Source organism: Bacteroides sp. OM05-10AA (assembly GCF_003439055.1).
In the GTDB taxonomy this organism is placed as follows: Bacteria; Bacteroidota; Bacteroidia; order Bacteroidales; family Bacteroidaceae; genus Bacteroides; species Bacteroides intestinigallinarum.
On sequence record NZ_QSUR01000003.1, the window covers coordinates 168,783 to 190,285 of the forward strand.

Sequence of the window (21,503 nt, forward strand, 5' to 3'; positions counted from 1 at the left end):
CAACTTATTATGCTGGATGAGGGTTATTTTTCTATTTATGTAAATTGCACATGTTTCTTTTTTAGTTATATTTGTCCCTTGTACCACACTAACAAAAGAAACAGATGATAAAACACTTAATACTAACTCTATTATTATTCATTTCAGGAAGCATGACTGCTTATGCTATGAAATACCCATCAGAGTTAGAGCTTCTTTATCAATTATCCGGTAAGAATTTTATCTTAAGTAGCATAATTCCGGAAGACAGTATAATCCGTTTATCCACTCGACTTGAGTCAGAAGCTTCCAAAGCAGGAGATTTTGAGAACTATTTCAGAATAGGCCAGATCAAGGTAAATTCTTACTGTCTGAAAGGGGATATAGGAGTTGCCACTAATGAAGCGGAACTTATGTACGAGCATGCGCAGAAAATGAATTCAACTATAGGAATAGCATTATCACTTCAGGCAATAGGTAGCACGTATATGAGTTTGGATCAGCTGAAACAGGCTTTTGATGCGTTTGTTGAGGCAGAGAAGCGGCTGAAGCTTTATGAATCGGACCCGGTCCTTGTGCGGCTATATTTACAGATAGTTCATGTCTCTTACCTGTTGGGGGAACCGGCCGTTATGCATATTTACTTAGACAAGCTTTCAAAATTGCAGCATACTTCGATTGTGGCAAATGAGTACTATGATTATTATGCACTATGTTATGAGACCCTCTATCAGATTGAGGTGAAGGATAAGATAAAGGCTTTGGCTCTTTTGGATCGTTTAGATTTGATAAAAGATACCAATCCATTCTATAAGCGTTGGTATTATTGGGTGAAGTTTAAATATAATGAGCTGGAGCAGGATTATAAAAGCGCGTTGGCTTTTGTTGATTCTAATTTGGTTGAGATAAGGAAGAGCGGTAATTTAAATGAATATCGGAATGTAATGATTGATAAAGCCATGTTCCTTGAGAAAATGAACGATATAACCGAGGCTTGTAATATGTATACCGAAGTCAGGAAATTGACAGACTCCTTGGATATGCAACGCTATACACGTCAGATTGAACATCTTCATACCACTTATTTGGTCGATCAGCTAAAAAGTGAAAATGAATCGGTATACAGTTCATTATATAAATGGACTATCATCTGTTGCACCATCATTCTGTTGGGTGGTATTGCTATCTTTTATATGGTTTGGCGGAAGAATAAGATGTTGGTCGTTTCCCGTAATAAGTTACAAGTCGTGCGTGAAGAAACCACTCGCTCCATTCAATCAAAGAGCATGTTTCTTTCTAATATGAGCCATGAGTTGCGAACTCCTTTGAATGCTATTGTTGGCTTTTCGGGGATTCTGGTGAACTGTGGAGAGATAGATGCAGAAACGAAACAGCAGTGTGGTGAAAGCATTCAGCAGAATGCAGATCTTTTGCTGAAGTTGATTAAGGATGTGATGGATATGTCGGAGTTGAATATTAACGAAATAAGATACACTTGCAATACTTATAATGTTGTAAACATTTGCCGTATGGTTGTTGATACGGTAGATAAAGTCAAGCAGACATCTGCTGCTATCCAGTTTTCCTCTTCTGTGGATGAGTTGTCATTATATACGGACAGTGGGCGTTTGCAACAAGTACTGATTAATTTATTGATTAATGCTACCAAGTTTACCAAACAAGGCAATATTATATTAAGACTGGATGTGGATACAGAAAGGCAAGAAGCTGTTTTTGCAGTTGAAGATACAGGTTGTGGCATACCACTGGAAAAACAGCCTCATATATTCGGGCGTTTTGAAAAATTGCATGAAGGAGTGCAAGGTGCCGGTCTGGGATTATCTATCTGTCAGTTGATTGTCGAACATTTTGGTGGAAAAATATGGATTGATTCTACATATACGGTAGGAGCAAGATTTATTTTCACTCATCCATTATCACTATCTAATAACCAGACTTTATGAAGCATTTATTCTATATATTAGTTGGCGTGTTTTTATTGCTTTCTTTAGGTGTCAGGGCACAGGAAACGAGGAAGAAAGAGTTATTGCGTGAATTAGTAAAATCCCCCCAAGATACTACCCGCCTTACTATTTTGTATGAGTTGTCGGTGGCTACAAAGTATCAGCCATTGGTTCGGATTTATTATCTCGACCAGTTGATGAAGGAGGCGGATAAACAAAAAAACGATTTTTTTAAATGTCAGGCTTATCTGAATCGGATATTTATGGCATATAACTCTCTGGATACCCTGGCATTGCATTATTGGTTCTCCCTTCTTGAACCTTTAACGAGGAAAAATAACTTTTACGATTTACAGTTTCAGGGTAAAAGGTGTGTGATCGATTTCTTTCAGTTGAGTGGTGACTATGAGAAAGAAGAAAGTGAATCTAAATTGTTATTGCAAGAAGCAGAAAAGGCTGGTAGCATGATAGGAATGGTTGTTGCTCTTCAGTCTTTGGGAAATGCATATATTGTCACATACCGGGATGAAGAAGCATTGGCTGCATACGAAAAAGCGTATGTCCTTTCTTGCAAAATTGATAATCCTGCATTAACACTTGAAATAATCCATTCGGTGACAGAGGTCATTCAAAAGATAAAAGATTATCCTAAATGGCTTAAGTATGTCAAGCTCGAAGAAGACTGTATAAATGAGAGTATACGTCATTCAAAAGTGAATTTCTCGTTGCAAAGTTGCATCCTTATGATGTATATCCACTATGTGGCGTATTATACAAAGGTGGGAGACATGGATATGGCGAAATATTACTATCATTTGGCTGATAGTACTTATCGTACGTTACCGGAAGCAGGATTATATCAGGAGTATCATGCACGGGTGAGCAGTGATTATTTGCGAAAATCCGGACAGTATGAGAAAGCCTTGCCGCAGGTTGATACGTTGATGATGCTATTCCGTCCGGTATCGCCTTTGAGTTATAATGCGGCATTTGAAGAACGTGGGGAAATCTTGCATTTGATGGGGCGTGATGCGGAAGCGCTTGATTTATTAAAAGTGGCAAAGAAAAGACGTGATTCTTTGCAAATAGAACTTTTGAATACACAAACGGAGCAAGTAAAGAGTATACATGACGTTTATGTGTTGCAACAGGAAAAAGATCGCAACTATCGTTATCTACAGATCATTATCATATCTTTTTTAGTTGTCTCTATTATCACAATTACCGTTTTTATAATTTATACTTATCGTGCTCGTAGAAAATTAGAACGGGATGAAGCTGAAATGCGTAAAATGGCCTACGAAGTTGAACTTGCCAACTCTGCAAAAGAACGTTTTTTGTCCAATATCAGCACTTCTATCAGCCAACCTTTGGATATGGTGGTTGAGAGTTCTTTACTTTTAGCTTCAGAGCAGCAGATTGAGGATAAACAGCGTGTCGAGATCTCCGAAGTTATCAATAAAACCTCGGCGGATTTGATGCAGTTGATTAATAACATTCTGGACCTCTCACGTTTAGAAGCAGGTATGATGCGTTTTGTATTGAGTGATGTCGAAGTGTTTTCTCTGATTCAGGATGCCGTAGCAGGAAATTCAATTGAGTCTGGAAGGAAAATAAATGTAGTGTGTCCGCAGTCAGTTTTGTTTTGGTCGCACATTGATGGTCCGCGATTGCTGAATGTTTTCAATAATTTGTTTGCTGTTGCTATTCCGGGGAAAGAACTACAAGTTTCTATAGAGGTAAACGAAGAGGAAACAGAATTGATGATTAAAGTATATGGCACATTACTGGCTAGTCAGGGGCTGTCGCAGGATATGATTATTTGCAATGAGATAAATCGCATGATTATTAATCATTTCGAAGGAGTATATGAAAGCAAAACAGAGGCGCAGACTCCTTATATCTATTTTACAGTTAGAGGGCGTCTTACTTCGTTTGACCAAAGCTAAGCATGGATGCCGATAGGGTATTATCCGGTTCGGGAATAATATGCATGGCTATCTGTGCACAGGCTTCCGCATCAGCAAGTGCGTGATGATGGTTCGTTAAGTCATATCCACACCGGGCAGCTACCGTATGTAATTGATGATTGGGTAACTCTTTTCCAAATACCTTTCTCGACGCGCGGCATGTGCAGTGAAACTTGTAATTAGGGTAAGTCATTTCCCATAGTTCGTGAACTGCCCGAAGACACCCTTCATCAAAAGGACTGTTGTGCGCTACAAGTGGCAGACCGTCTATCAATGGTTTGATTTCCGCCCATACTTCCGGAAATTCATCGGCTTCCATCGTGTCGTCGTAAGTTAAGCCATGAACAGCTGTGGTCCATTGCATATAATAATTGGGGCGGGGGCGGATCAGACGATAGATTTTATTCGTTATTTTTCCTTCCCTTACGATGACAACACCAACACTGCATACGCTGGTACGTTTGCCGTTGGCTGTTTCAAAATCGATAGCTGCAAAGTTTATCATCGTTTCTATTATTTTTTCGGATACAAATATAGCATAAAAAATGAGGTTGGAGAAAATATAGTAACAGGATTGGCAAATAGAAAGCTTTTACTAAAAATTGAATTAAAACGGACTTTTGGGAAACATTTCCAATAAAAAACTCTTCTTTTAAAGAATTTACACTATTTTTGTTCGATATAAACCAAAGGCATGGACAAAACATACTTTAAGTCTAAATACGTTTTAATATTCATTCTTTCTTTGTTTGTTTTTATAGGCGGACTAAATTACAAACATTGGCTTGTCACTAACAAACTGACGCCCAAACGTATTTCTCTTATCTATTCCATGACTAAAAATGATATCGGCAATAAAAAACTGGAAAAACTGTTGTATGAAGAATTCCATCGGCAAGGAATAGAAGCCATATTTGATAAATTCTATATCGATTGCACTAAACTGAATGAGAAAGAAGAAATAGAGTATGCGCGGAGGTATCTTGAATTGCTTGAAAGTAAATCCACTGACCTTATTCTGACCATTGGCGACCAGGCAACCTATTCCTTTCTATCTACTCGCCACCGTCTGTTGTCTTCCATTCCCGTGTTAGCTTGCAATGTGCGTTTTCCCAACGAAGAACTGATAGAAGAATACGATTTGCAGAAAGTGTATGTATTGCGTGACAGCCCCGACCTGAAACGTAACATTGACTTTATAAAAACATTGTATCCCCATAATATGGAGATCATTTACAATATAGATCTTACTTACCTCGGACATCAATCGTTCGATAAACTTTCCAAAGTCGTTGACAGGCAAAGTGTAAGAGTGCTGGGCTATCAGAAAGCATTTGTGCAAGAGTCCGATTATGAGCACTTAACGGAAATGATTGAATACTTCAATCTGACGCCCGGTTTGGTCAATGATCGTGTGAAAAGGAGTGGTTTAACCATCAGTCTCTGTCCTTTCCGCTATATAAGGGGAGCTTCCCTGCTGGTCATGCTGGAACAATCAAAAAGAGAACAGAAAAATCAAGCATTCTTGTTGGATAAATTAGATATGATGGCTATTCCGATAGTAACTGCCTTGAATATTCCTTCTTTTAGTTGTATCTGTGAGGGATTTGGCGAAAACGCCAAGATTGTAGGCGGTTATATGGCAACAGAAAGTATCTCGGCAAAGGCTATCGCTGATCTTGCTACACGCCTTTTGAAGAAAGAAAAGGTAGGAATGCCTAAAATAAGGGATTTGGAAAAAGAGTATGTACTGGATTGGATCTATTTTTCCGAATTTGCAGGTGACATCAGCAACGTTCCGAAAGATGTCAGTATTATCAACTATCCATTTTATGACCGCTACCGGAAAGAGCTTTATATACTGGGCGGACTCTTTGTTATTTCTTTTATCCTCGTAACCATCAGCTTGTTACGTACCCATCGACGTTCATTGATAGAACGCAGGAATCTTCAAATGCTGCAAGAGGTTCACAAGCGATTGAGCCTTTCTGTGGATGGAGGAAAAATCTCTCTTTGGAATATTCAGGAAGGTATTCTGGAGTTTGACGACAATTATACACAGTTGGTCGGACTGGAACAACGGAGGTTCACCAAAGAGGATATGATACAATATACTCATCCTGATGATGTACAGTTACTTAGTTCATTCTACGAAACCTTGCATCAATCTCCCGGCATGCAAATACAGCGGATACGTTTCTGTTTTGGAAAAGAGGGCGCAGATTATGAATGGTACGAACTACGATGTAGCAGTTTGAAAGATGCCAGGGGAGAGATAATGCTGGCCGGTACCATGCAGAATATTCAGAAACTGGTGGAGCATGAACACCAGTTGATTCTTGCGAAACAGATAGCGGAAAAGGCCGAACTGAAACAATCGTTCCTAAATAACATGAGCCATGAAATTCGTACGCCGCTCAATGCTATTGTAGGCTTCACCAATCTGCTGATAGCCGAAGGAGCTGATGAAATAGAGCCGGAAGAAAAGGCAACCATGCTCGAAATCATCAATACCAATAATGAACTGCTTTTAAAACTGGTGAATGATGTGTTGGAAATATCCCGTTTGGATTCGGGCAACTTATCCTTTGATATAAAGGAGTGCGACATCACGAAAATAGTGAAGGAGATTTATATGACCTATCAAACATTGATTCAACCCTCATTGAACTTTCTTCTCGAATTGGACGAAACTGTTTCCTTACCGGCCAATATTGACAGTTTGCGTTTTACGCAGGTCATCTCCAATTTCCTGAACAATGCAAACAAGTTTACCAAAGAAGGAACAATTACTTTGGGAGGTAAAATAGACAAGGAACACCGGGAAGTTTGTGTCTACGTGAAAGATACTGGCAAAGGAATTGACGATAAAGAACTCATGATGATTTTTGACCGCTTCTATAAAACGGATGAATTTGAACAGGGGAGTGGTTTGGGACTTTCCATTTCTAAGGTGATTATCGAACGGTTGGCGGGTCGTATAGAAGTAGATTCCGAAGTGGGAAAAGGCAGTTGCTTTTCCGTTGTCTTATCTTTGGCAAGTACAATTTAATACAAAAAACAGAAAGCATCTAAAAAAAAGAAGGAATGAAAGAGATACTGAAACCTTGGCAGGGATGGTTACTGTTTGGTTTTGCAATGGCTATTGTCTTTGCGTTGGGGGTCGTTATTTCATTCCTGACGGAACGCAGGCCGGAAGTCGTAAATGCAGTTTATCGCAAAAAGACAGAGATAACCGGGATAGAAGCACGCAGTTCTCTGTTCTCCGATAATTATCAGCGTGAATATAAGACATGGGTAGATACCACATCGATCGATTCGCGTAGTGATATGAATGGAAGAATATCCATTGATGTGTTGGCGCAACGCCCCGAAATGGTCATTTTATGGGCTGGGTATGCATTTTCTAAAGATTATTCTTCACCACGCGGACATATGTATGCTTTGGATGATTTAAGACATTCACTTCGTACCGGTGCTCCCATGCATGCTGGTGACGGGCCTCAACCTGCCAGTTGCTGGATGTGTAAAAGTCCCGATGTTCCCCGTATGGTAGCAGCTATCGGGGTGGATTCCTTTTATAATAATAAGTGGGCTACATGGGGAACTGAAATTGTAAATCCCGTCGGGTGCGCCGATTGCCATGAACCTAAGAATATGGATTTGCATATTAGTCGCCCGTCGCTTGTCGAAGCTTTCCAACGTCAGGGCAGAGACATCACACAGGCTAGCCCACAAGAGATGCGCTCATTGGTGTGCGCCCAGTGTCATTCGGAATATTACTTCAAAGGCGATATAAAATATCCCACTTTTCCCTGGGATAAAGGTTTCACGGTTGAAGACTTGGAAAAGTACTATGATGAAATCGGATTTACTGATTATGTTCATAAATTGAGTCGTGCCCCTATATTGAAAGCGCAGCATCCTGATTATGAAATTTTCCAAATAGGTATTCATGGTCAACGTGGTGTGTCATGTGCCGATTGTCATATGCCTTATAATGATGAAGGCGGAATAAAATACAGCGATCACCATATCCAGAATCCGTTGGCTGTGACTGAACGCACTTGTCAGACTTGTCATCGTGATAACAAGGAGACACTTTGTAATAATGTATACGAACGTCAGCGAAAGGCAAATGAACTGCGTGCCCTTTTAGAAAAAGATTTGGCGAAAGCACACATCGAGGCTAAATTTGCCTGGGATAAAGGAGCTACTGAAAACGAGATGAAAGAAGTTTTACAGTTGATCCGCCAGGCGCAATGGAGATGGGATTTCGGCGTGGCATCGCATGGTGGTTCTTTTCATGCTCCGCAGGAAATAATGCGTATTTTGGGACATGGGTTAAACAAAACATTCCAGGCCCGTATGGCTATCAACAAAATCCTGGTATCGCACGGATATACAGATGATGTTCCACTTCCGGATATCACAACGAAAGAAAAGGCGCAGCAATATATCGGTTTGGATATGGCTGCCGAAAAGGCGGGCAAAGATAAATTTCTCGAAGAGATTGTCCCTGACTGGCTTCAAAAGGCAAAGGCAAACGGACGCATCGTTGATTAGAATTTATTTTCGCTATATTTGCGTATAAAATAGATCCATGTATACAGAATATCAGCCTTCTCATTTACTTGTTCCCTACATTGATAACTATTGGGAGTTTAAGGGCAATCCGGATTATGGTATGCGCATCCATATTCTGCCGGATGGTTGTACCGATTTTATTTTTACGCTGGGAGAGGTGGCTAATGCTGTTGAAGAAGGAAGTCTGATGATGCAACCCTATCGTTCCTATTTTGTAGGACCTATGACAAAATATTCGGAACTCGTCACTTATACAGAATCGATTCACATGTTTGGCGTTCGTTTTTTACCTTGTGGGCTGTCTTGCTTTACAAACCTGCCTCTACACGAATTTGTGAATAGCAGAGTCAGTACTAATGAGATGAAGGCTGTTTTTGATGACACTTTTATTGAAAGATTGGGTGAGCAGAAGCATGTTGCAGATCGAATACGGGTAGTGGAGGAGTATTTGCTGGCATATTTGGCGCGCCATTATCAGCCTGCCGATTCTCACGTCGCTATGGCAGTGAACATGATTAATCATTCCGAAGGAAAACGCTCAGTTCGCAGTTTGATGGATGACGTCTGTTTATGTCAGCGTCATTTTGAGAGAAAGTTCAAGCATTATACCGGATTTACTCCTAAAGAATACAGCCGTATTGTCAAATTTAAGAATGCTGTAGAATTGTTGAGAACCACGACATCAGCCAATCTGTTGACTACGGCAGTTGATGCAGGATACTATGATTTAGCGCATTTCTCAAAAGAGATTAAGTCAATGTCCGGCAACACTCCTGCGTCTTTTCTTTCCCTTACCGTTCCGGAAGAAACTACACTTACTTATATCGAACCACAAAGATAGATAGGTAAAAGTCGCTTTTTTACAATAGAGTGGGAGGATATGCCGTTACCTTTGCAAGGTTAATAAAAACCAATCAGCTTATGACCACAAAAACAATGAAAGAGAAAGCAACAGAATTGTTGCAGAGATGTGAAGTAGTTACCCTTGCTTCTGTGAATAAAGAAGGTTATCCCCGTCCTGTGCCGATGAGCAAAATCCTGGCAGAAGGAATTTCCACTATCTGGATGTCTACTGGAGCAGATTCACTAAAAACAATTGATTTCTTATTGAATTCGAAAGCTGGATTATGCTTTCAGGATAAAGGAGACAGCGTGGCGTTAACGGGGAAAGTGGAAGTTGTAACTGACGAAAAGATGAAGCAGGAACTTTGGCAGGACTGGTTTATCGATCATTTTCCCGGTGGCCCCACTGATCCCGGCTATGTCTTGTTGAAATTTGAATCGAATCACGCAACTTATTGGATTGAAGGAACATTTATCCATAAGAAACTTGACTAATTTTACTCGGAAAAATAAGGAATAGCGGATTTAGCGAGGCTGTTCTCGAACAGCCTCGTAATTCATTTAGAATTCAAATTTTTCCAATTTCATTTCAGCCAATTTCTGAATGATACCTACATATTGAGCGAAATGAGGAGATTTTTCGTGTGCTGCCAATACTTCGGCATTCTGCCAAGTTTCGCAAATCATGAAAACGTCAGGACGCGTGCTGCTTTCGAAAGTATCATAAGCAATGCATCCTTCTTCTTTTAAAGAACAGGCAGTCAGTTCTTTTGCCGCTTTTATCGCTTCTTCACGGTTGGATTCGTTTACACGAACAAAAACATTTAATCTGATCATAGTCTTTTTTATTTATATAATTAAAAGAATTACTTTCTCACAGTATCTGTGAAAAGTCGGAGGCAAAGATACTATTTTTCTATACTTCTGGTGAGCTTATTTCAAAATTTCATATAAACTTCATGTCATCCTAAAAAAACAATTATATTTGCATCTGAATTCTAAAAGCAATGATTTTGGGCACAATTCTTAAATTTGTTATAGCTTAATATTAGCCTCATAAACCACAGGCTAATTTCTTTCGTTTGAGTAGTTCTATACTTGAACAGGTTTTTCATTTTATCATTTTTATTATTCACTGCATCGTTTTTCAAAACTGATGCAATTAAGGTATTCAGGCTTTTAGTCCGGTTCATGGTAATCAGATGGGAGTGGTGGGTGCGTTGGGAATGAATGGAAAATTTCGTAAGAAATAGTAAGCTGAACATAGAAGAAGAAATAAAAAGGATTGAGCTGCAGCCGGTTGATCCTTTGGATAGAATCAGGCAGATCATTGGTGTCGTACAGGTTTCGCTGACTTCGCTGAAAACAACTGTTGTCGGATATCAGTTTCGAAGTGCTGAAGAAGAGATTCTTTTCTTTAAAGTATCGAAACCGCAGATTTCCGGTCTGTTGATGTTTTATGTCCGTTTGTATCAGATTGAAAAGAATCGTATCGACAAATCTCTGTCATCCCAATGCAGATATCTGAAGATTGAATTGGAGAACCTGCAAAAATCATTTTTGAATAATGACTTTTATGAATATTACCGTGCCGGTCGAACAGAGCTTGATAACCGCTATTTTATTCGGGAGAATTATGATATTCTTTCTGATATACATTGTCATCTACTGGATAGAGATATTTCTTTTACCACCTTGCATGATTCGAGTGTTGCGGAAATTCTGGCGAATAATCGCTTGATAGAATATGTGTCGGAGGAAATAGAGCAGCTGACAGAGAAACTTCATCTTAAATTCACTTCCATTGTAGACAGTAAACTGTTGCAATGGACGGACAGTAAAGTTGCTTTGGTTGAGTTTATCTACGCCTTGTATGCAGGTAAATGCTTTAATAATGGAAATACGAGTTTGAAAGACATTGCTTTTTGTTGCGAAACACTGTTTAATATCGAGATAGGTGATTTTTATCGTATATTCTTGGAAATCAGGAATAGAAAGAAAAGCAGAACCCAATTTCTGGATAAGTTGAAAGAACAGATTATAAAGATGATGGATGAGCTTGACAGATAAATTTCAGGGCGTCTTGTGACATCTTGTGAATTATACAAATGGCTATTATCCAACTTTGCGGAGAAATATAATTGATTCACAAAGAAAGATAATTGCTTTTGTATAGTTATGGAAACAACATTTACATGGGAGATAAGGGTGAAGAATTGCCCCTTATTAATTAAGAAATGCAGTCACTGTGATAGTGACCGCTTTTATTGCAGTGATAAGTTCAGGATGAATGCACAGAAGAAAAACATTGATGTCTGGCTGATTTATAGATGTGTGAAATGTGATAACACTTGTAATATGACTCTGTTGTCACGAACTAAACCCGACTTGATTGATAAAAAGCTCTTTCACAGCTTTTCTATGAATGACAGGGAAGTTACCTGGCAATATGCCTTTTCTGCCGGAGTGGCAAGTAGGAATAATCTTCAATTAGATTATGACAGTGTTGAATATGAGGTGATAAATACCGTCTCTTTAGAAGATATCCTGAATATGAGTAGTGAGATCATAAGTATCCAAGTCAAGTGTGATTTCGACTTGAGCCTTAAATTATCCTCATTGATAAAAAGATGTCTGCCTCTTTCCAGTACCCGCTTGAAGCTGCTGTTTGAAAAAGGGTATATTTCTTTACTTTCCGGCAAAACATCTTCCAAGTGTAAGGTAAAGAATGGCGATACTATTTTGATGGATCGAAAAAGCCTGATTGATTTCTTGGGATAAAATCGGTTTTACAGTTTTTTTTAATAGCTTTGTGAAATGATAATTCGCATTCTGTAAAAGAGGTTGTACTATTAAGATGGAAGATATGAAAAAGGTATGTTTATTAGCTTTTGTTTTGTTTACTTGGAGTATCGTTGTGAATGCACAGGAAAGTGATGGACGATACGTTGAAGTGACCGGTTCTTCTGAAATAGAAGTCGTTCCGGATGAGATTCATTTTCTGGTTCAGATTAAGGAGTATTGGCAAGAAGAATACACCGGTAAATCAAAAAAAGAAGAAGATTTCCGGACGAAAGTGCCATTGGCAATGATAGAGAAAGATTTGCGTAAAAGTTTGCGCAAAATAGGAATAACGGATGATGCTATCCGCACACAGGAAATAGGAGATTATTGGCGTCAGAGAGGAAAAGAGTTTCTGATAGGTAAGCAATTGGATATCCGGCTTACGGATTTTGAGCAGATTAACTCTATTATTCGTTCGGTCAATACGTGGGGAATTGAGTCCATGCGCATCGGAGAACTCAAACATAAGGATTTGCCAATGTATCGGAAACAAGGTAAGATTGAAGCACTGAAGGCTGCCCGTGAGAAAGCATCTTATCTGGTGGAAGCGATGGGGCAGCAGTTGGGTGAAGTGATTCGTATCATCGAACCTGCCGATAATAACATAAGCCGTTATCTTCCTTTCGAGGCGCAGAGCAATGTAAGCATGGGTACGGCAGCTACCGAGCAGTACCGGGTTATCAAGCTACGGTATGAAATGACGGCTCGTTTTGCCATTAAATAAAAATAGTCTATCTTTGTCGCATGACAAGAAATAATAAATCGGATTTGGTTTAGTAAACAATCTGTGTTTCTGATACAGATTGTCCTTTCGTTTGTTCTCGGATGATTCCTTCCGGGAGTACTCTTTATGTCTTTATAAATTCAATTTTTAACTTGCGTACAAGGGTGCTAAAAGCATCGTGGTGCTTTGTAACGTGTACGCTGTATACATTAAGATCATGAATAACGAAAATCAAACAATTCACAAATTTGACGTTAATTTAAACTGGTATGGCTGGAATGATAAACTAAGCCAACTAAAACAAGAATCACTCTACAGCACTCTTCCTCATGGACGTATATCCATAGTACATCGTACCTGCTACGAGGTCGTTTCCGAAAACGGATTGTTTCAGTGTGAACTCACGGGAAACATGATGTATGGGAAATCTGATACTGAATTACCCTGTACGGGTGATTGGGGGCTTTTTCAACCATTTGATGAGAATAAAGGGATTATTGTCGATATGCTACCTCGTGAGCGGACATTGTATCGCAAGAAAAGCGGTACAGTTGCCGATAGGCAGGCCATTGCTTCTTACGTCGATAAAGCATTTATTGTGCAGAGCCTTGACGATAATTTCAATGTCCGCAGAGTAGAACGTTTTATGGTTCAGGTATTAGAAGAAAACATCAAGCCTGTATTGGTACTTAATAAATCCGATTTAGATTTTGACAGGCAGAGTGTTGAAGAACAAATAAATCATATCTCCAATCAGATACCCGTATTTTTTACGAGCATTCATCAACCCCAAACGATTCTCCGGCTGCGGGAATCCATATCAGAAGGAGAAACTGTTGTGTTTGTCGGTTCTTCGGGTGTCGGGAAAAGTTCTCTGGTAAATGCACTCTGTGAAAAATCTGTGTTGCTTACCTCCGATATAAGCCTGTCCACAGGAAAAGGCCGGCATACATCGACCCGTCGGGAAATGGTATTGATGAATGATTCGGGTGTTTTAATCGATACTCCGGGTGTGCGTGAATTTGGCTTGGTTATCGACAATCCAGACTCACTGGCTGAAGTACTTGAAATCTCTGACTATGCAGAATCATGCCGTTTCAAAGATTGCAAGCATATCAACGAACCGGGTTGTGCTGTTTTAGAAGCAGTCAATAGCGGTGTGTTAGATTATAAAGTTTATGCAAGCTATCTGAAACTTCGCCGGGAAGCGTGGCACTTTTCTGCTTCCGAACATGAGAAACGTAAAAAGGAGAAGTCTTTTACAAAACTTGTAGAAGAAGTAAAGAATCGTAAGGCAAATCGCTGATTTTTATTTAAACGATGCAGGTATTGGAATTTATTTTTTTCTTCAAAAGAGCAAAAAAGTTTTAGCTGCGCAAAAAGGCTGCGCACCACTGCATCTATCTTTGTCGAAGAAACAAGAAAACAGGTCAAGTACGGGTTACTTCCATACATCCTGTTAAGATATTGACTCATATGATTATCTGTTTTCCTGTTTCGTAAAGGGGCAGTAGCTCAGTGGGTAGAGCATCATACATAATCTTGAGATTATCCTGATGAAAAAGGTCAATTAAGATTTACTTCTATCCTGTGACGGTCGTCGGTTCGACTCCGGCCTGCTCCACAAAAAATAAATATAGAGGTAGGACAGTAGCTTCGGGATTATCTGAAATGAGGTCAACCGGGGCTTACTTCTTAACGGTGGATAACGCTGGTTCGAATCCGGCCTGTTCTACCTCTTTTTATCAACTAAGGTCAAGGAAGACTTACTTCAAAACCGCAGGAATGCTCCATTGATTCACAGTCTTCCGATTACCTTACTTAAAAAAACAAAGTTATGAATAAAGATTTGTTGAAAGTGTCTATCAGGCAGAATGCAATCTATTTGCCTTTGATAGAAGAAGAGAAAAAACAGGAAGAGTTGACTTCGACTACCATTGCATTGGTAGCCCAACTCCGTAAAGTAGGATATAGCTTGTCCGAAGAACTGCTGCATGCCGTTAATCAGTTATATCCGGCTCAACAGATGATGATTCTTCAGGTGATGAAAGAAGCATTGGACGTGACGCTAAACTGGGCTCCATTGGTGAAAGGGTGGGATGTACCTACCGGAGAAACGCGTTTGGATCATCTGGTTACATGGATCGCTAACCTGTTTAATAGCCAGAAAGGCGTTAAACTACCTTGCGGGCACGTGATCCCTGATAATACATTCCCTATGGAGCGGTACAATGGTTGTCCGTTCTGCGGAACTCCATTCCAAACGGCTACTACGGAATACTTCGGACAGGGAAGTAAGCTGAAAGTGCTGGAACTTTGGCAGGACAAGGAGCTGAATGCTTTTTTCTGTGACTTGCTTGAATCGCGTACGGCTCTTGATGCCACACAAGCGGATAGCTTGAAAATAATGCTTGGCGAACTTCCGTTACCGGCAGTCGGAATCAAAATGAAGGAGACATTGATGTTGGTGATAGATACATTGGTGGAACAGGATAGAGCGCAGGAAGCACAAATCTATTTCTCTACTCCGAATGATATATTGCGTTATCTGCGGTATAAGAAAACCGGATTCCTCCAAATCATAGAGCCTAAGACTGTTATCCGTAAAACAGGTAGAAACAACACACATATATGTGGAGTTTTGGATAAAAGTCGTTCGGCAGCTCAAGCGAAGCGTGAGGAGTTGAAGTTGAAATATACGCGTCGTGAATGTAAAATGGTAGCTCTTTGGTTGAACAACCTGACAATGGCTCCGGAGAAGGCTTGCGAAATCATGCATCCGAAAAGAGAGATGTGGGTACGTATGATACGTGCGTTGCGTCTGGCGGAATATGCCCGTAAGCCGGAATTCGGAAATTTGAAGGAATTGATGGATGTATTCTACCGCCAGGCATATACCGTTTGGCAGGGAGAAGTGGAGCGCAACCGTTTGAAGGCGGATGCGGAACAGACATTTGCTTTGTTAAAGCAGCGACCGGGTATGTTTGCACGTTCTTTATTTGCGAATATGCTTTGGTTCGGAGCGGAAGAGACGTTGGCTGCATTTAAAGAAGTGGTTCATTTGTTGCCGGCACGTTTGGTCGTTACTTTGGGTATGTATGCAGAGAGCTATTTTGAACCGGGACGTAAGAGAATGGTGAAACCTTTAGGGGGGAATGCTCTTTTGATAGAACCACATTATTTGGTGGGTCTGTATATGGAGGATCAGCTAAAAGCGATGGTGAAGAATGTACAGGATTTGTGTAAGGAAGTCGTAGCTGCCCGTTTCGCCAGTGCAGCTGTCGAAAGTGAAAACAAAAGTATGTATATTGACCCTATGTTGTTCCATATTCCGTTGGCTATCGGCGATCGTAGCGAAACAATTCAGGATACTTCCTGTGCTTTGCAGGGAACACGTTTCCCGGTAGAGGGGGATAAAGTGCGATTGTTTATGCAGTGGGGAAAAGGGCTTCCGGCACAGCATCTTGATATGGACTTGAGTTGTCATATCACTTTGCCTTCCACAACAGAAGTTTGCTCCTTCTTCAACTTGCAAGCTATTGGCGCTAAACATAGCGGGGATATCCGAAGTATTCCTAATAAGAAAGGTACTGCCGAATATATCGAGCTGGATTTGAATGAACTGAACCGTGTAGGTGCGGAATATGTCGCTTTCACTTGCAATGCATATAGCAATGGGACTATCTCTCCTAATCTGGTGGTAGGTTGGATGAACTCTGCCTATCCAATGAAGATATCGGAAAGAACAGGAGTAGCTTACGATCCTTCTTGCGTGCAACATCAGGTACGTGTTTCCCAAAGTTTGCAGAAAGGGCTTGTTTTCGGAGTTCTGAAAGTGAAAGAACGGGAAATCGTTTGGCTGGAAATTCCTTTTGGTGGACAGACGATTCTTTCTTTGGATACACAGACCATCGAAAAGTATCTGGATAAGCTGGAAGCGAAAACAACTGTTGGTGAACTGTTAGCTGTCAAAGCACAGGCGCAGGGATTGAAGTTAGTTGATATTCCGGAGGCGGACGAGATATATACTCGTGAATGGGCATTGAATACTGCCGCTGTGACTAAATTACTGTTGGGTGATTAAATTCTTGGGAGGAATTGTCTTTTTTCTCCTAAGATTTAAAGGTCGCATCGCATAAAGTTATACCTTTGTATGCGATAGATTAATCGTCTGACAGCTGTTGAACTTTCGTCTGACAACTGTTATCTTTCCGTCTGACAACTGTCAGACGAAAAAGATACAGCTGTCAGACGATTATTTTTATATGAACTGAAGATTAAAGTTCAATGAACAGGCGATTAAATATACGTAGTGAAAGTAATAAATGTATGAACTAATAAAAAGATATACTTATGAGTGCTCAATATGATTTGTATGAAACACCGGATCCTGATTGTACCGGAGAACAAAAGCCTTTGCATGCCCGTATCGTTCCAAATGGAACTTACTCGAAAAAAGAATTCCTGGAACGTGTATCTCGTTCTTCCCAGACTTTTAACTATAACGTGATAGATGCGGTGGTAGGAGTTGTATTGGATGAACTAGCCGAAACGTTAGCAGAGGGATATATCGTAGAACTTGGCGAACTCGGGCATTTTAGCATCTCTTTGAAATGTACGCATAAAGTAATGACTAAACGGGAGATTCGTGCCGAATCAATCTGTTTTGATAACGTGCATTTGCGTACTTCCAAAGAGTTCAAAAGGAAGATTAAGCGTGAGATAGAGTTGGAACGTGTGGACAAATCCAAACACTCTTCTCAAAAAGTGGAATTTTCTATGGAGCAACGCCAGCAGCTTTTACAGGAATTTCTAAAGAAAAATGGTGGTATTACCCGATTGGAATATAGTAGCCTGACCGGACTTTCCCGACTGAAAGCAATAGATGATTTGAATACTTTCATTGAGAAAGGGATTCTTCGTAAACGTGGGGCTGGAAGAACCGTGTTTTATGTCTGGCAACAAGAGTAATGACAATCAATTCAAAGATTTCTTCTTGTTATTGCTAACAATTTTGTACCTTTGTTTGTCTATAGAAAAAACAGTAGGATTATGGCAAGTATAACAATTCCTTATGCAGTAGCAGATTTCATAGAAATGCGTGAACGTGGTTTCTATTACGTAGATAAGACCCAATATATAGCTAAGCTTGAAGATTATAAGGCTCCTGTATTTCTGCGTCCCCGTCGCTTTGGGAAGAGTTTGTTAGTCTCTACTCTAGCTTGCTATTATGACCGTACGAAAGCGCATCGGTTTGAAGAACTGTTTGCTGACACGTGGATTGGTAATCATCCGACAAAAGAACATAACCGTTATATGATAATCCGTTATGACTTCTCCGCAATGGTAATGTCAGACCATATTCAAGGGCTGGCACAGAATTTTAATGACCTGAATTGCGGTCCGGTAGAAGTAATGGTAGCACATAATCGTGATTTGTTTGGTGATTTTGAATTTAGCAATCGTGGCGATGCATCTAAAATGCTGGAAGAAGTGCTTACTTACGCCCGCTCTCACGAATTGCCTAAAGTTTATATTTTGATTGATGAATATGATAATTTCACCAATCAATTACTTACTGCCTATAATGATCCACTCTATGAAGAAGTTACTACTAATGACAGCTTTCTGCGTACTTTTTTTAAAGTAATTAAAAAAGGTATTGGTGAAGGGAGTATCCGTACTTGTTTTTGTACAGGTGTGCTGCCTGTCACTATGGATGATTTGACTAGTGGATATAATATTGCAGAGATATTGACTCTTGAGCCTAATTTCCTGAATATGCTTGGGTTTACATACGAAGAAACTGAAACATATCTACGTTATGTGCTTGATAAGTATTCTACAGGACAGGATCGCTTTGACGAAATATGGCAACTAATAGTGAGTAACTATGATGGTTATCGTTTCCGTCCGAATGGAGATCGGTTATTCAATGCCACCATCCTTACTTACTTCTTCAAGAAATTTGCAGCCAATGCCGGTAGTATTCCGGACGAATTGGTAGATGAAAATCTACGTACTGACATTCATTGGATTCGTCGGTTGACTCTTTCGCTGGATAATGCGAAAGCGATGTTGGATGCATTGGTAATTGACGATGAATTGCCTTATAATGTGGCTGATCTTGCTAGTAAGTTTAATAAGAAAAAGTTTTTTGATAAAGAGTTTTATCCCATTAGTTTGTTTTATTTGGGAATGACGACGTTGAAGGATAAATTTGTGACCACATTGCCTAATATGACGATGCGTAGTGTATACATGGACTACTATAATCAACTGAACAAAATAGAAGGCAATGCACAACGTTATGTTCCTGTGTATCGGCACTATGATTCCAATCGAAGCTTAGAACCACTCGTTCAGAATTATTTCGAACAATATTTGGGACAATTTCCAGCACAAGTTTTTGATAAGATCAATGAAAACTTTATCCGGTGTTCTTTCTACGAACTGGTATCGCGTTATTTAAGTAGTTGTTATACCTTTGCCATCGAACAGAATAATTCAGTAGGCCGATCAGACTTTGAAATGACCGGTATTCCCGGTACAGATTACTATACGGATGATCGTGTGGTCGAATTTAAATATTATCGTATGAAAGAAGCTGAAAAGATGCTTGCACTTTCCGAGCCTCTTCCCGAGCACGTGGAACAGGTGAAAAGATACGGTGAAGACACTAAGGAAAAGTTTCCTAATTATAATGTACGGACATATGTGGTGTACATTTGTGCTAATAAGGGATGGAAATGTTGGGAAGTATGAGACAATAAAATCTGCAATATTGCACTAACTGTTTATGAAAAATGAGAGTCATATTATCTCTCGAATGATTTCCGGAGATATAAATGCTTTTAAACTTCTTTTCGATCGTTACTATTCTCAAGTGCGTTTCTTCACATTGGGGATAGTGAAAGATTCTTTTGTTGCCGACGATATAGCCCAAAATGTATTTATCAAGGTCTGGACAAAAAGAGAATTGATTGATTGCGAACGGAAGTTTAATAACTATTTGTATTCCATCACAAAGAATGAGATAACAGATTATTTCCGTTCCTTAGTCATTTCAGAACCCTTGGAAAGCATTTCATATCTGAAGGATAGCGATCATACAGATGAAATGATAGAAAGTGTTTATGATCTATCGCATATTAAAGAACTGGTGATGAAAGAGGTGGATAATATGCCGCCGCAACGTCGTGCAGTGTTTGTCATGAGTCGTTTGCAAGGATTGTCTAATGATGAGATAGCCTCTAAACTAGGAATATCCAAACGCACGGTAGAACGCCATCTGAATATAGCGTTGCATATACTTCGTGAAAAACTGGGAGGGTTTCTTTATTGGATTGCTGCTTTGTTCATTCTTTCTCTCTGATTTTAATTTTTCCGCTCTGCCATACTACTTTTTGTTACACCTCTATCCCCAATTAATGGTTTATAAATGTTAAAGTCAAAAAAGCATTGGGTGTACTTTTTCTAGCTTCCGTATATCAGATATAACCAGATAATACGAAGAAAAATGAAACTTTTACCTCCCGGAATATTGAAAGACTATTTCTATAACTTGAAGAAGGATATCACTTCAAGTGCGTTTGGACGATGGTTCATAGAGAATGAGTCTAAACCGGAATTCGATCAGGAATTGCAAGAAATTTGGAAAGAATCGTCTCAAGTAGCCTGTGACCGCGAAATGACTTCTTCTGCATTTGTGAAGGTCTGTGAAGCTATTGGCGGAGTAGCTCCGTCTCCTCAAAAGAGTACATTCACGAGAACAATACATTATCTGATACGTGTTGCAGCTATTCTGTTTATTCCTTTATTGGGAGCTACTCTTTATCTATATCTGGATAACAAGGAATCACAAGTCAACTGGATAGAAGTCTATGCCGAATATGGGCAAAAGAAAGAAGTTGTTTTGCCCGATCAGAGTAAAGTCTGGCTGAACTCCGGTACACATATTATCTATCCCGAACGGTTTACCCAGGTTCGTCAGATATTTGTTAGCGGAGAAACCTTTCTGGAAGTGACAAAAGATCCGGAACGTCCTTTTATTGTAGATACAAAAGATTTAAGCATCAAAGTGCATGGAACAAGATTTAATGTACGTTCTTATACGGAAGATAAAGGCACGGAAGCCACACTGCTTGAAGGAAGTATTTCTTTGTTGGTGAAGGGAGATTTAAATCAGCAGGATATTTTCCTTGTTCCGGGTGAGAAAGCCATATTGGATAAAAAACAACTTAAACTTGAAAAGTTTGACGTAGATGGGTATCAATCCTGGCGGAACGGGCAGTATACATTCAGAGACAAGACACTGCAAGAGATTATAACGGAACTTCAACGTCTGTTCAATGTTCAGATTGTGATAAGGGATAAAGCGTTACTCAAAGAAAATTTCTTTGTCACATTTGCCCAGGGACTTTCTTTGGATGAGATGCTTGAAGCATTGAATATAGACAATGAATTATGTATCAAGCGAGATCAGGATATTATTGAAATTTCAAGAAAGACGAGATAAACAACCCAGTTATTAACCTTAAAATACATGTGTGGAATGGATGGATAAACAAATAAAAAAATAAACGAGAAAGT

17 protein-coding genes and 1 tRNA gene are annotated in these 21,503 nt (G+C 39.7%); 16 read left to right on the plus strand and 2 right to left on the minus strand.

Annotated elements, in window-relative coordinates:
• Positions 1-104: 104 nt before the first annotated feature.
• Positions 105-1,943, plus strand: coding sequence for a sensor histidine kinase KdpD (locus tag DXB58_RS03355; protein ID WP_122135904.1), 1,839 nt, complete (start codon positions 105-107; stop codon positions 1,941-1,943).
• Positions 1,940-3,892 (plus strand): sensor histidine kinase KdpD, encoded by a 1,953-nt coding sequence (locus tag DXB58_RS03360; protein WP_122135905.1) that lies wholly within the window; start codon positions 1,940-1,942, stop codon positions 3,890-3,892. The genes DXB58_RS03355 and DXB58_RS03360 overlap by 4 nt, the downstream gene beginning before the upstream one ends.
• Here the strand turns inward: DXB58_RS03360 and DXB58_RS03365 are convergent.
• Positions 3,870-4,418 (minus strand): 3'-5' exonuclease, encoded by a 549-nt coding sequence (locus tag DXB58_RS03365; RefSeq protein WP_122135906.1) that lies wholly within the window; start codon positions 4,416-4,418, stop codon positions 3,870-3,872. The two genes, DXB58_RS03360 and DXB58_RS03365, sit on opposite strands and share 23 nt — an antisense overlap.
• Positions 4,419-4,607: 189 nt before the next feature.
• On the opposite strand from DXB58_RS03365, the gene DXB58_RS03370 reads away from it, so the two are divergent.
• The 4 genes from DXB58_RS03370 (at position 4,608) to DXB58_RS03385 (ending at position 9,838) form a co-directional block, all read left to right on the plus strand.
• Positions 4,608-6,965: a HAMP domain-containing sensor histidine kinase gene (locus DXB58_RS03370; protein WP_122135907.1), complete on the plus strand. Its 2,358-nt coding sequence runs from the start codon at positions 4,608-4,610 to the stop codon at positions 6,963-6,965.
• A 35-nt stretch (positions 6,966-7,000) separates the two neighbouring features.
• Positions 7,001-8,479, plus strand: coding sequence for an ammonia-forming cytochrome c nitrite reductase (gene nrfA, locus DXB58_RS03375; RefSeq protein ID WP_122135908.1), 1,479 nt, complete (start codon positions 7,001-7,003; stop codon positions 8,477-8,479).
• Between the two features lie 37 nt (positions 8,480-8,516).
• Entirely contained in the window at positions 8,517-9,341 is an 825-nt protein-coding gene (locus DXB58_RS03380; RefSeq protein ID WP_117937552.1) for a helix-turn-helix domain-containing protein, read from the plus strand.
• Positions 9,342-9,421: 80 nt separating this feature from the next.
• On the plus strand, positions 9,422-9,838 hold the full coding sequence (locus DXB58_RS03385; protein ID WP_122135909.1) for a pyridoxamine 5'-phosphate oxidase family protein: 417 nt from the start codon (positions 9,422-9,424) through the stop codon (positions 9,836-9,838).
• A 66-nt stretch (positions 9,839-9,904) separates the two neighbouring features.
• Here the strand turns inward: DXB58_RS03385 and DXB58_RS03390 are convergent, their stop codons facing one another.
• A complete protein-coding gene (locus tag DXB58_RS03390; protein WP_004297114.1) occupies positions 9,905-10,180 on the minus strand; it encodes a putative quinol monooxygenase in 276 nt (91 codons plus the stop codon).
• Between the two features lie 393 nt (positions 10,181-10,573).
• Here DXB58_RS03390 and DXB58_RS03400 point away from each other — a divergent pair, with 393 nt between their 5' ends.
• From DXB58_RS03400 to DXB58_RS03440, 10 genes are all read left to right on the plus strand, one after another.
• A complete protein-coding gene (locus DXB58_RS03400) occupies positions 10,574-11,413 on the plus strand; it encodes an RteC domain-containing protein (RefSeq protein ID WP_122135910.1) in 840 nt (279 codons plus the stop codon).
• Between the two features lie 108 nt (positions 11,414-11,521).
• Complete coding sequence (locus DXB58_RS03405; RefSeq protein ID WP_122135911.1) at positions 11,522-12,124, plus strand: DUF1062 domain-containing protein; 603 nt, start codon at positions 11,522-11,524, stop codon at positions 12,122-12,124.
• An 85-nt stretch (positions 12,125-12,209) separates the two neighbouring features.
• A complete protein-coding gene (locus tag DXB58_RS03410; protein ID WP_122135980.1) occupies positions 12,210-12,911 on the plus strand; it encodes an SIMPL domain-containing protein in 702 nt (233 codons plus the stop codon).
• 217 nt (positions 12,912-13,128) lie between these two features.
• Positions 13,129-14,217 (plus strand): ribosome small subunit-dependent GTPase A, encoded by a 1,089-nt coding sequence (gene rsgA, locus DXB58_RS03415; protein WP_122135981.1) that lies wholly within the window; start codon positions 13,129-13,131, stop codon positions 14,215-14,217.
• A gap of 198 nt (positions 14,218-14,415) precedes the next feature.
• Positions 14,416-14,535, plus strand: a tRNA-OTHER gene (locus DXB58_RS27645).
• Positions 14,536-14,748: 213 nt separating this feature from the next.
• On the plus strand, positions 14,749-16,995 hold the full coding sequence (locus DXB58_RS03420; protein ID WP_122135912.1) for a hypothetical protein: 2,247 nt from the start codon (positions 14,749-14,751) through the stop codon (positions 16,993-16,995).
• A 269-nt stretch (positions 16,996-17,264) separates the two neighbouring features.
• Positions 17,265-17,882: a DNA-binding protein gene (locus tag DXB58_RS03425; RefSeq protein WP_122135913.1), complete on the plus strand. Its 618-nt coding sequence runs from the start codon at positions 17,265-17,267 to the stop codon at positions 17,880-17,882.
• 81 nt (positions 17,883-17,963) lie between these two features.
• Positions 17,964-19,676, plus strand: coding sequence for an ATP-binding protein (locus DXB58_RS03430; protein WP_122135914.1), 1,713 nt, complete (start codon positions 17,964-17,966; stop codon positions 19,674-19,676).
• 34 nt (positions 19,677-19,710) lie between these two features.
• Entirely contained in the window at positions 19,711-20,286 is a 576-nt protein-coding gene (locus DXB58_RS03435; protein ID WP_122135915.1) for an RNA polymerase sigma-70 factor, read from the plus strand.
• Positions 20,287-20,430: 144 nt separating this feature from the next.
• The gene (locus DXB58_RS03440) at positions 20,431-21,429 is read left to right on the plus strand and encodes a FecR family protein (RefSeq protein ID WP_122135916.1); all 999 of its coding nucleotides are present in this window, start codon (positions 20,431-20,433) and stop codon (positions 21,427-21,429) included.
• The last annotated feature ends 74 nt before the right edge of the window (positions 21,430-21,503 follow it).

Coding starts and splice junctions, on each gene's coding strand:
- DXB58_RS03365 (WP_122135906.1), bottom strand. CDS start 4,418: ATGATAAACTTTGCAGCTATCGATTTTGAAACAGCCAACGGCAAACGT.
- DXB58_RS03390 (WP_004297114.1), bottom strand. CDS start 10,180: ATGATCAGATTAAATGTTTTTGTTCGTGTAAACGAATCCAACCGTGAA.
- DXB58_RS03440 (WP_122135916.1), top strand. CDS start 20,431: ATGAAACTTTTACCTCCCGGAATATTGAAAGACTATTTCTATAACTTG.
- DXB58_RS03360 (WP_122135905.1), top strand. CDS start 1,940: ATGAAGCATTTATTCTATATATTAGTTGGCGTGTTTTTATTGCTTTCT.
- DXB58_RS03385 (WP_122135909.1), top strand. CDS start 9,422: ATGACCACAAAAACAATGAAAGAGAAAGCAACAGAATTGTTGCAGAGA.
- DXB58_RS03420 (WP_122135912.1), top strand. CDS start 14,749: ATGAATAAAGATTTGTTGAAAGTGTCTATCAGGCAGAATGCAATCTAT.
- nrfA (WP_122135908.1), top strand. CDS start 7,001: ATGAAAGAGATACTGAAACCTTGGCAGGGATGGTTACTGTTTGGTTTT.
- DXB58_RS03380 (WP_117937552.1), top strand. CDS start 8,517: ATGTATACAGAATATCAGCCTTCTCATTTACTTGTTCCCTACATTGAT.
- DXB58_RS03425 (WP_122135913.1), top strand. CDS start 17,265: ATGAGTGCTCAATATGATTTGTATGAAACACCGGATCCTGATTGTACC.
- rsgA (WP_122135981.1), top strand. CDS start 13,129: ATGAATAACGAAAATCAAACAATTCACAAATTTGACGTTAATTTAAAC.
- DXB58_RS03355 (WP_122135904.1), top strand. CDS start 105: ATGATAAAACACTTAATACTAACTCTATTATTATTCATTTCAGGAAGC.
- DXB58_RS03405 (WP_122135911.1), top strand. CDS start 11,522: ATGGAAACAACATTTACATGGGAGATAAGGGTGAAGAATTGCCCCTTA.
- DXB58_RS03435 (WP_122135915.1), top strand. CDS start 19,711: ATGAAAAATGAGAGTCATATTATCTCTCGAATGATTTCCGGAGATATA.
- DXB58_RS03410 (WP_122135980.1), top strand. CDS start 12,210: ATGAAAAAGGTATGTTTATTAGCTTTTGTTTTGTTTACTTGGAGTATC.
- DXB58_RS03370 (WP_122135907.1), top strand. CDS start 4,608: ATGGACAAAACATACTTTAAGTCTAAATACGTTTTAATATTCATTCTT.
- DXB58_RS03400 (WP_122135910.1), top strand. CDS start 10,574: ATGGAAAATTTCGTAAGAAATAGTAAGCTGAACATAGAAGAAGAAATA.
- DXB58_RS03430 (WP_122135914.1), top strand. CDS start 17,964: ATGGCAAGTATAACAATTCCTTATGCAGTAGCAGATTTCATAGAAATG.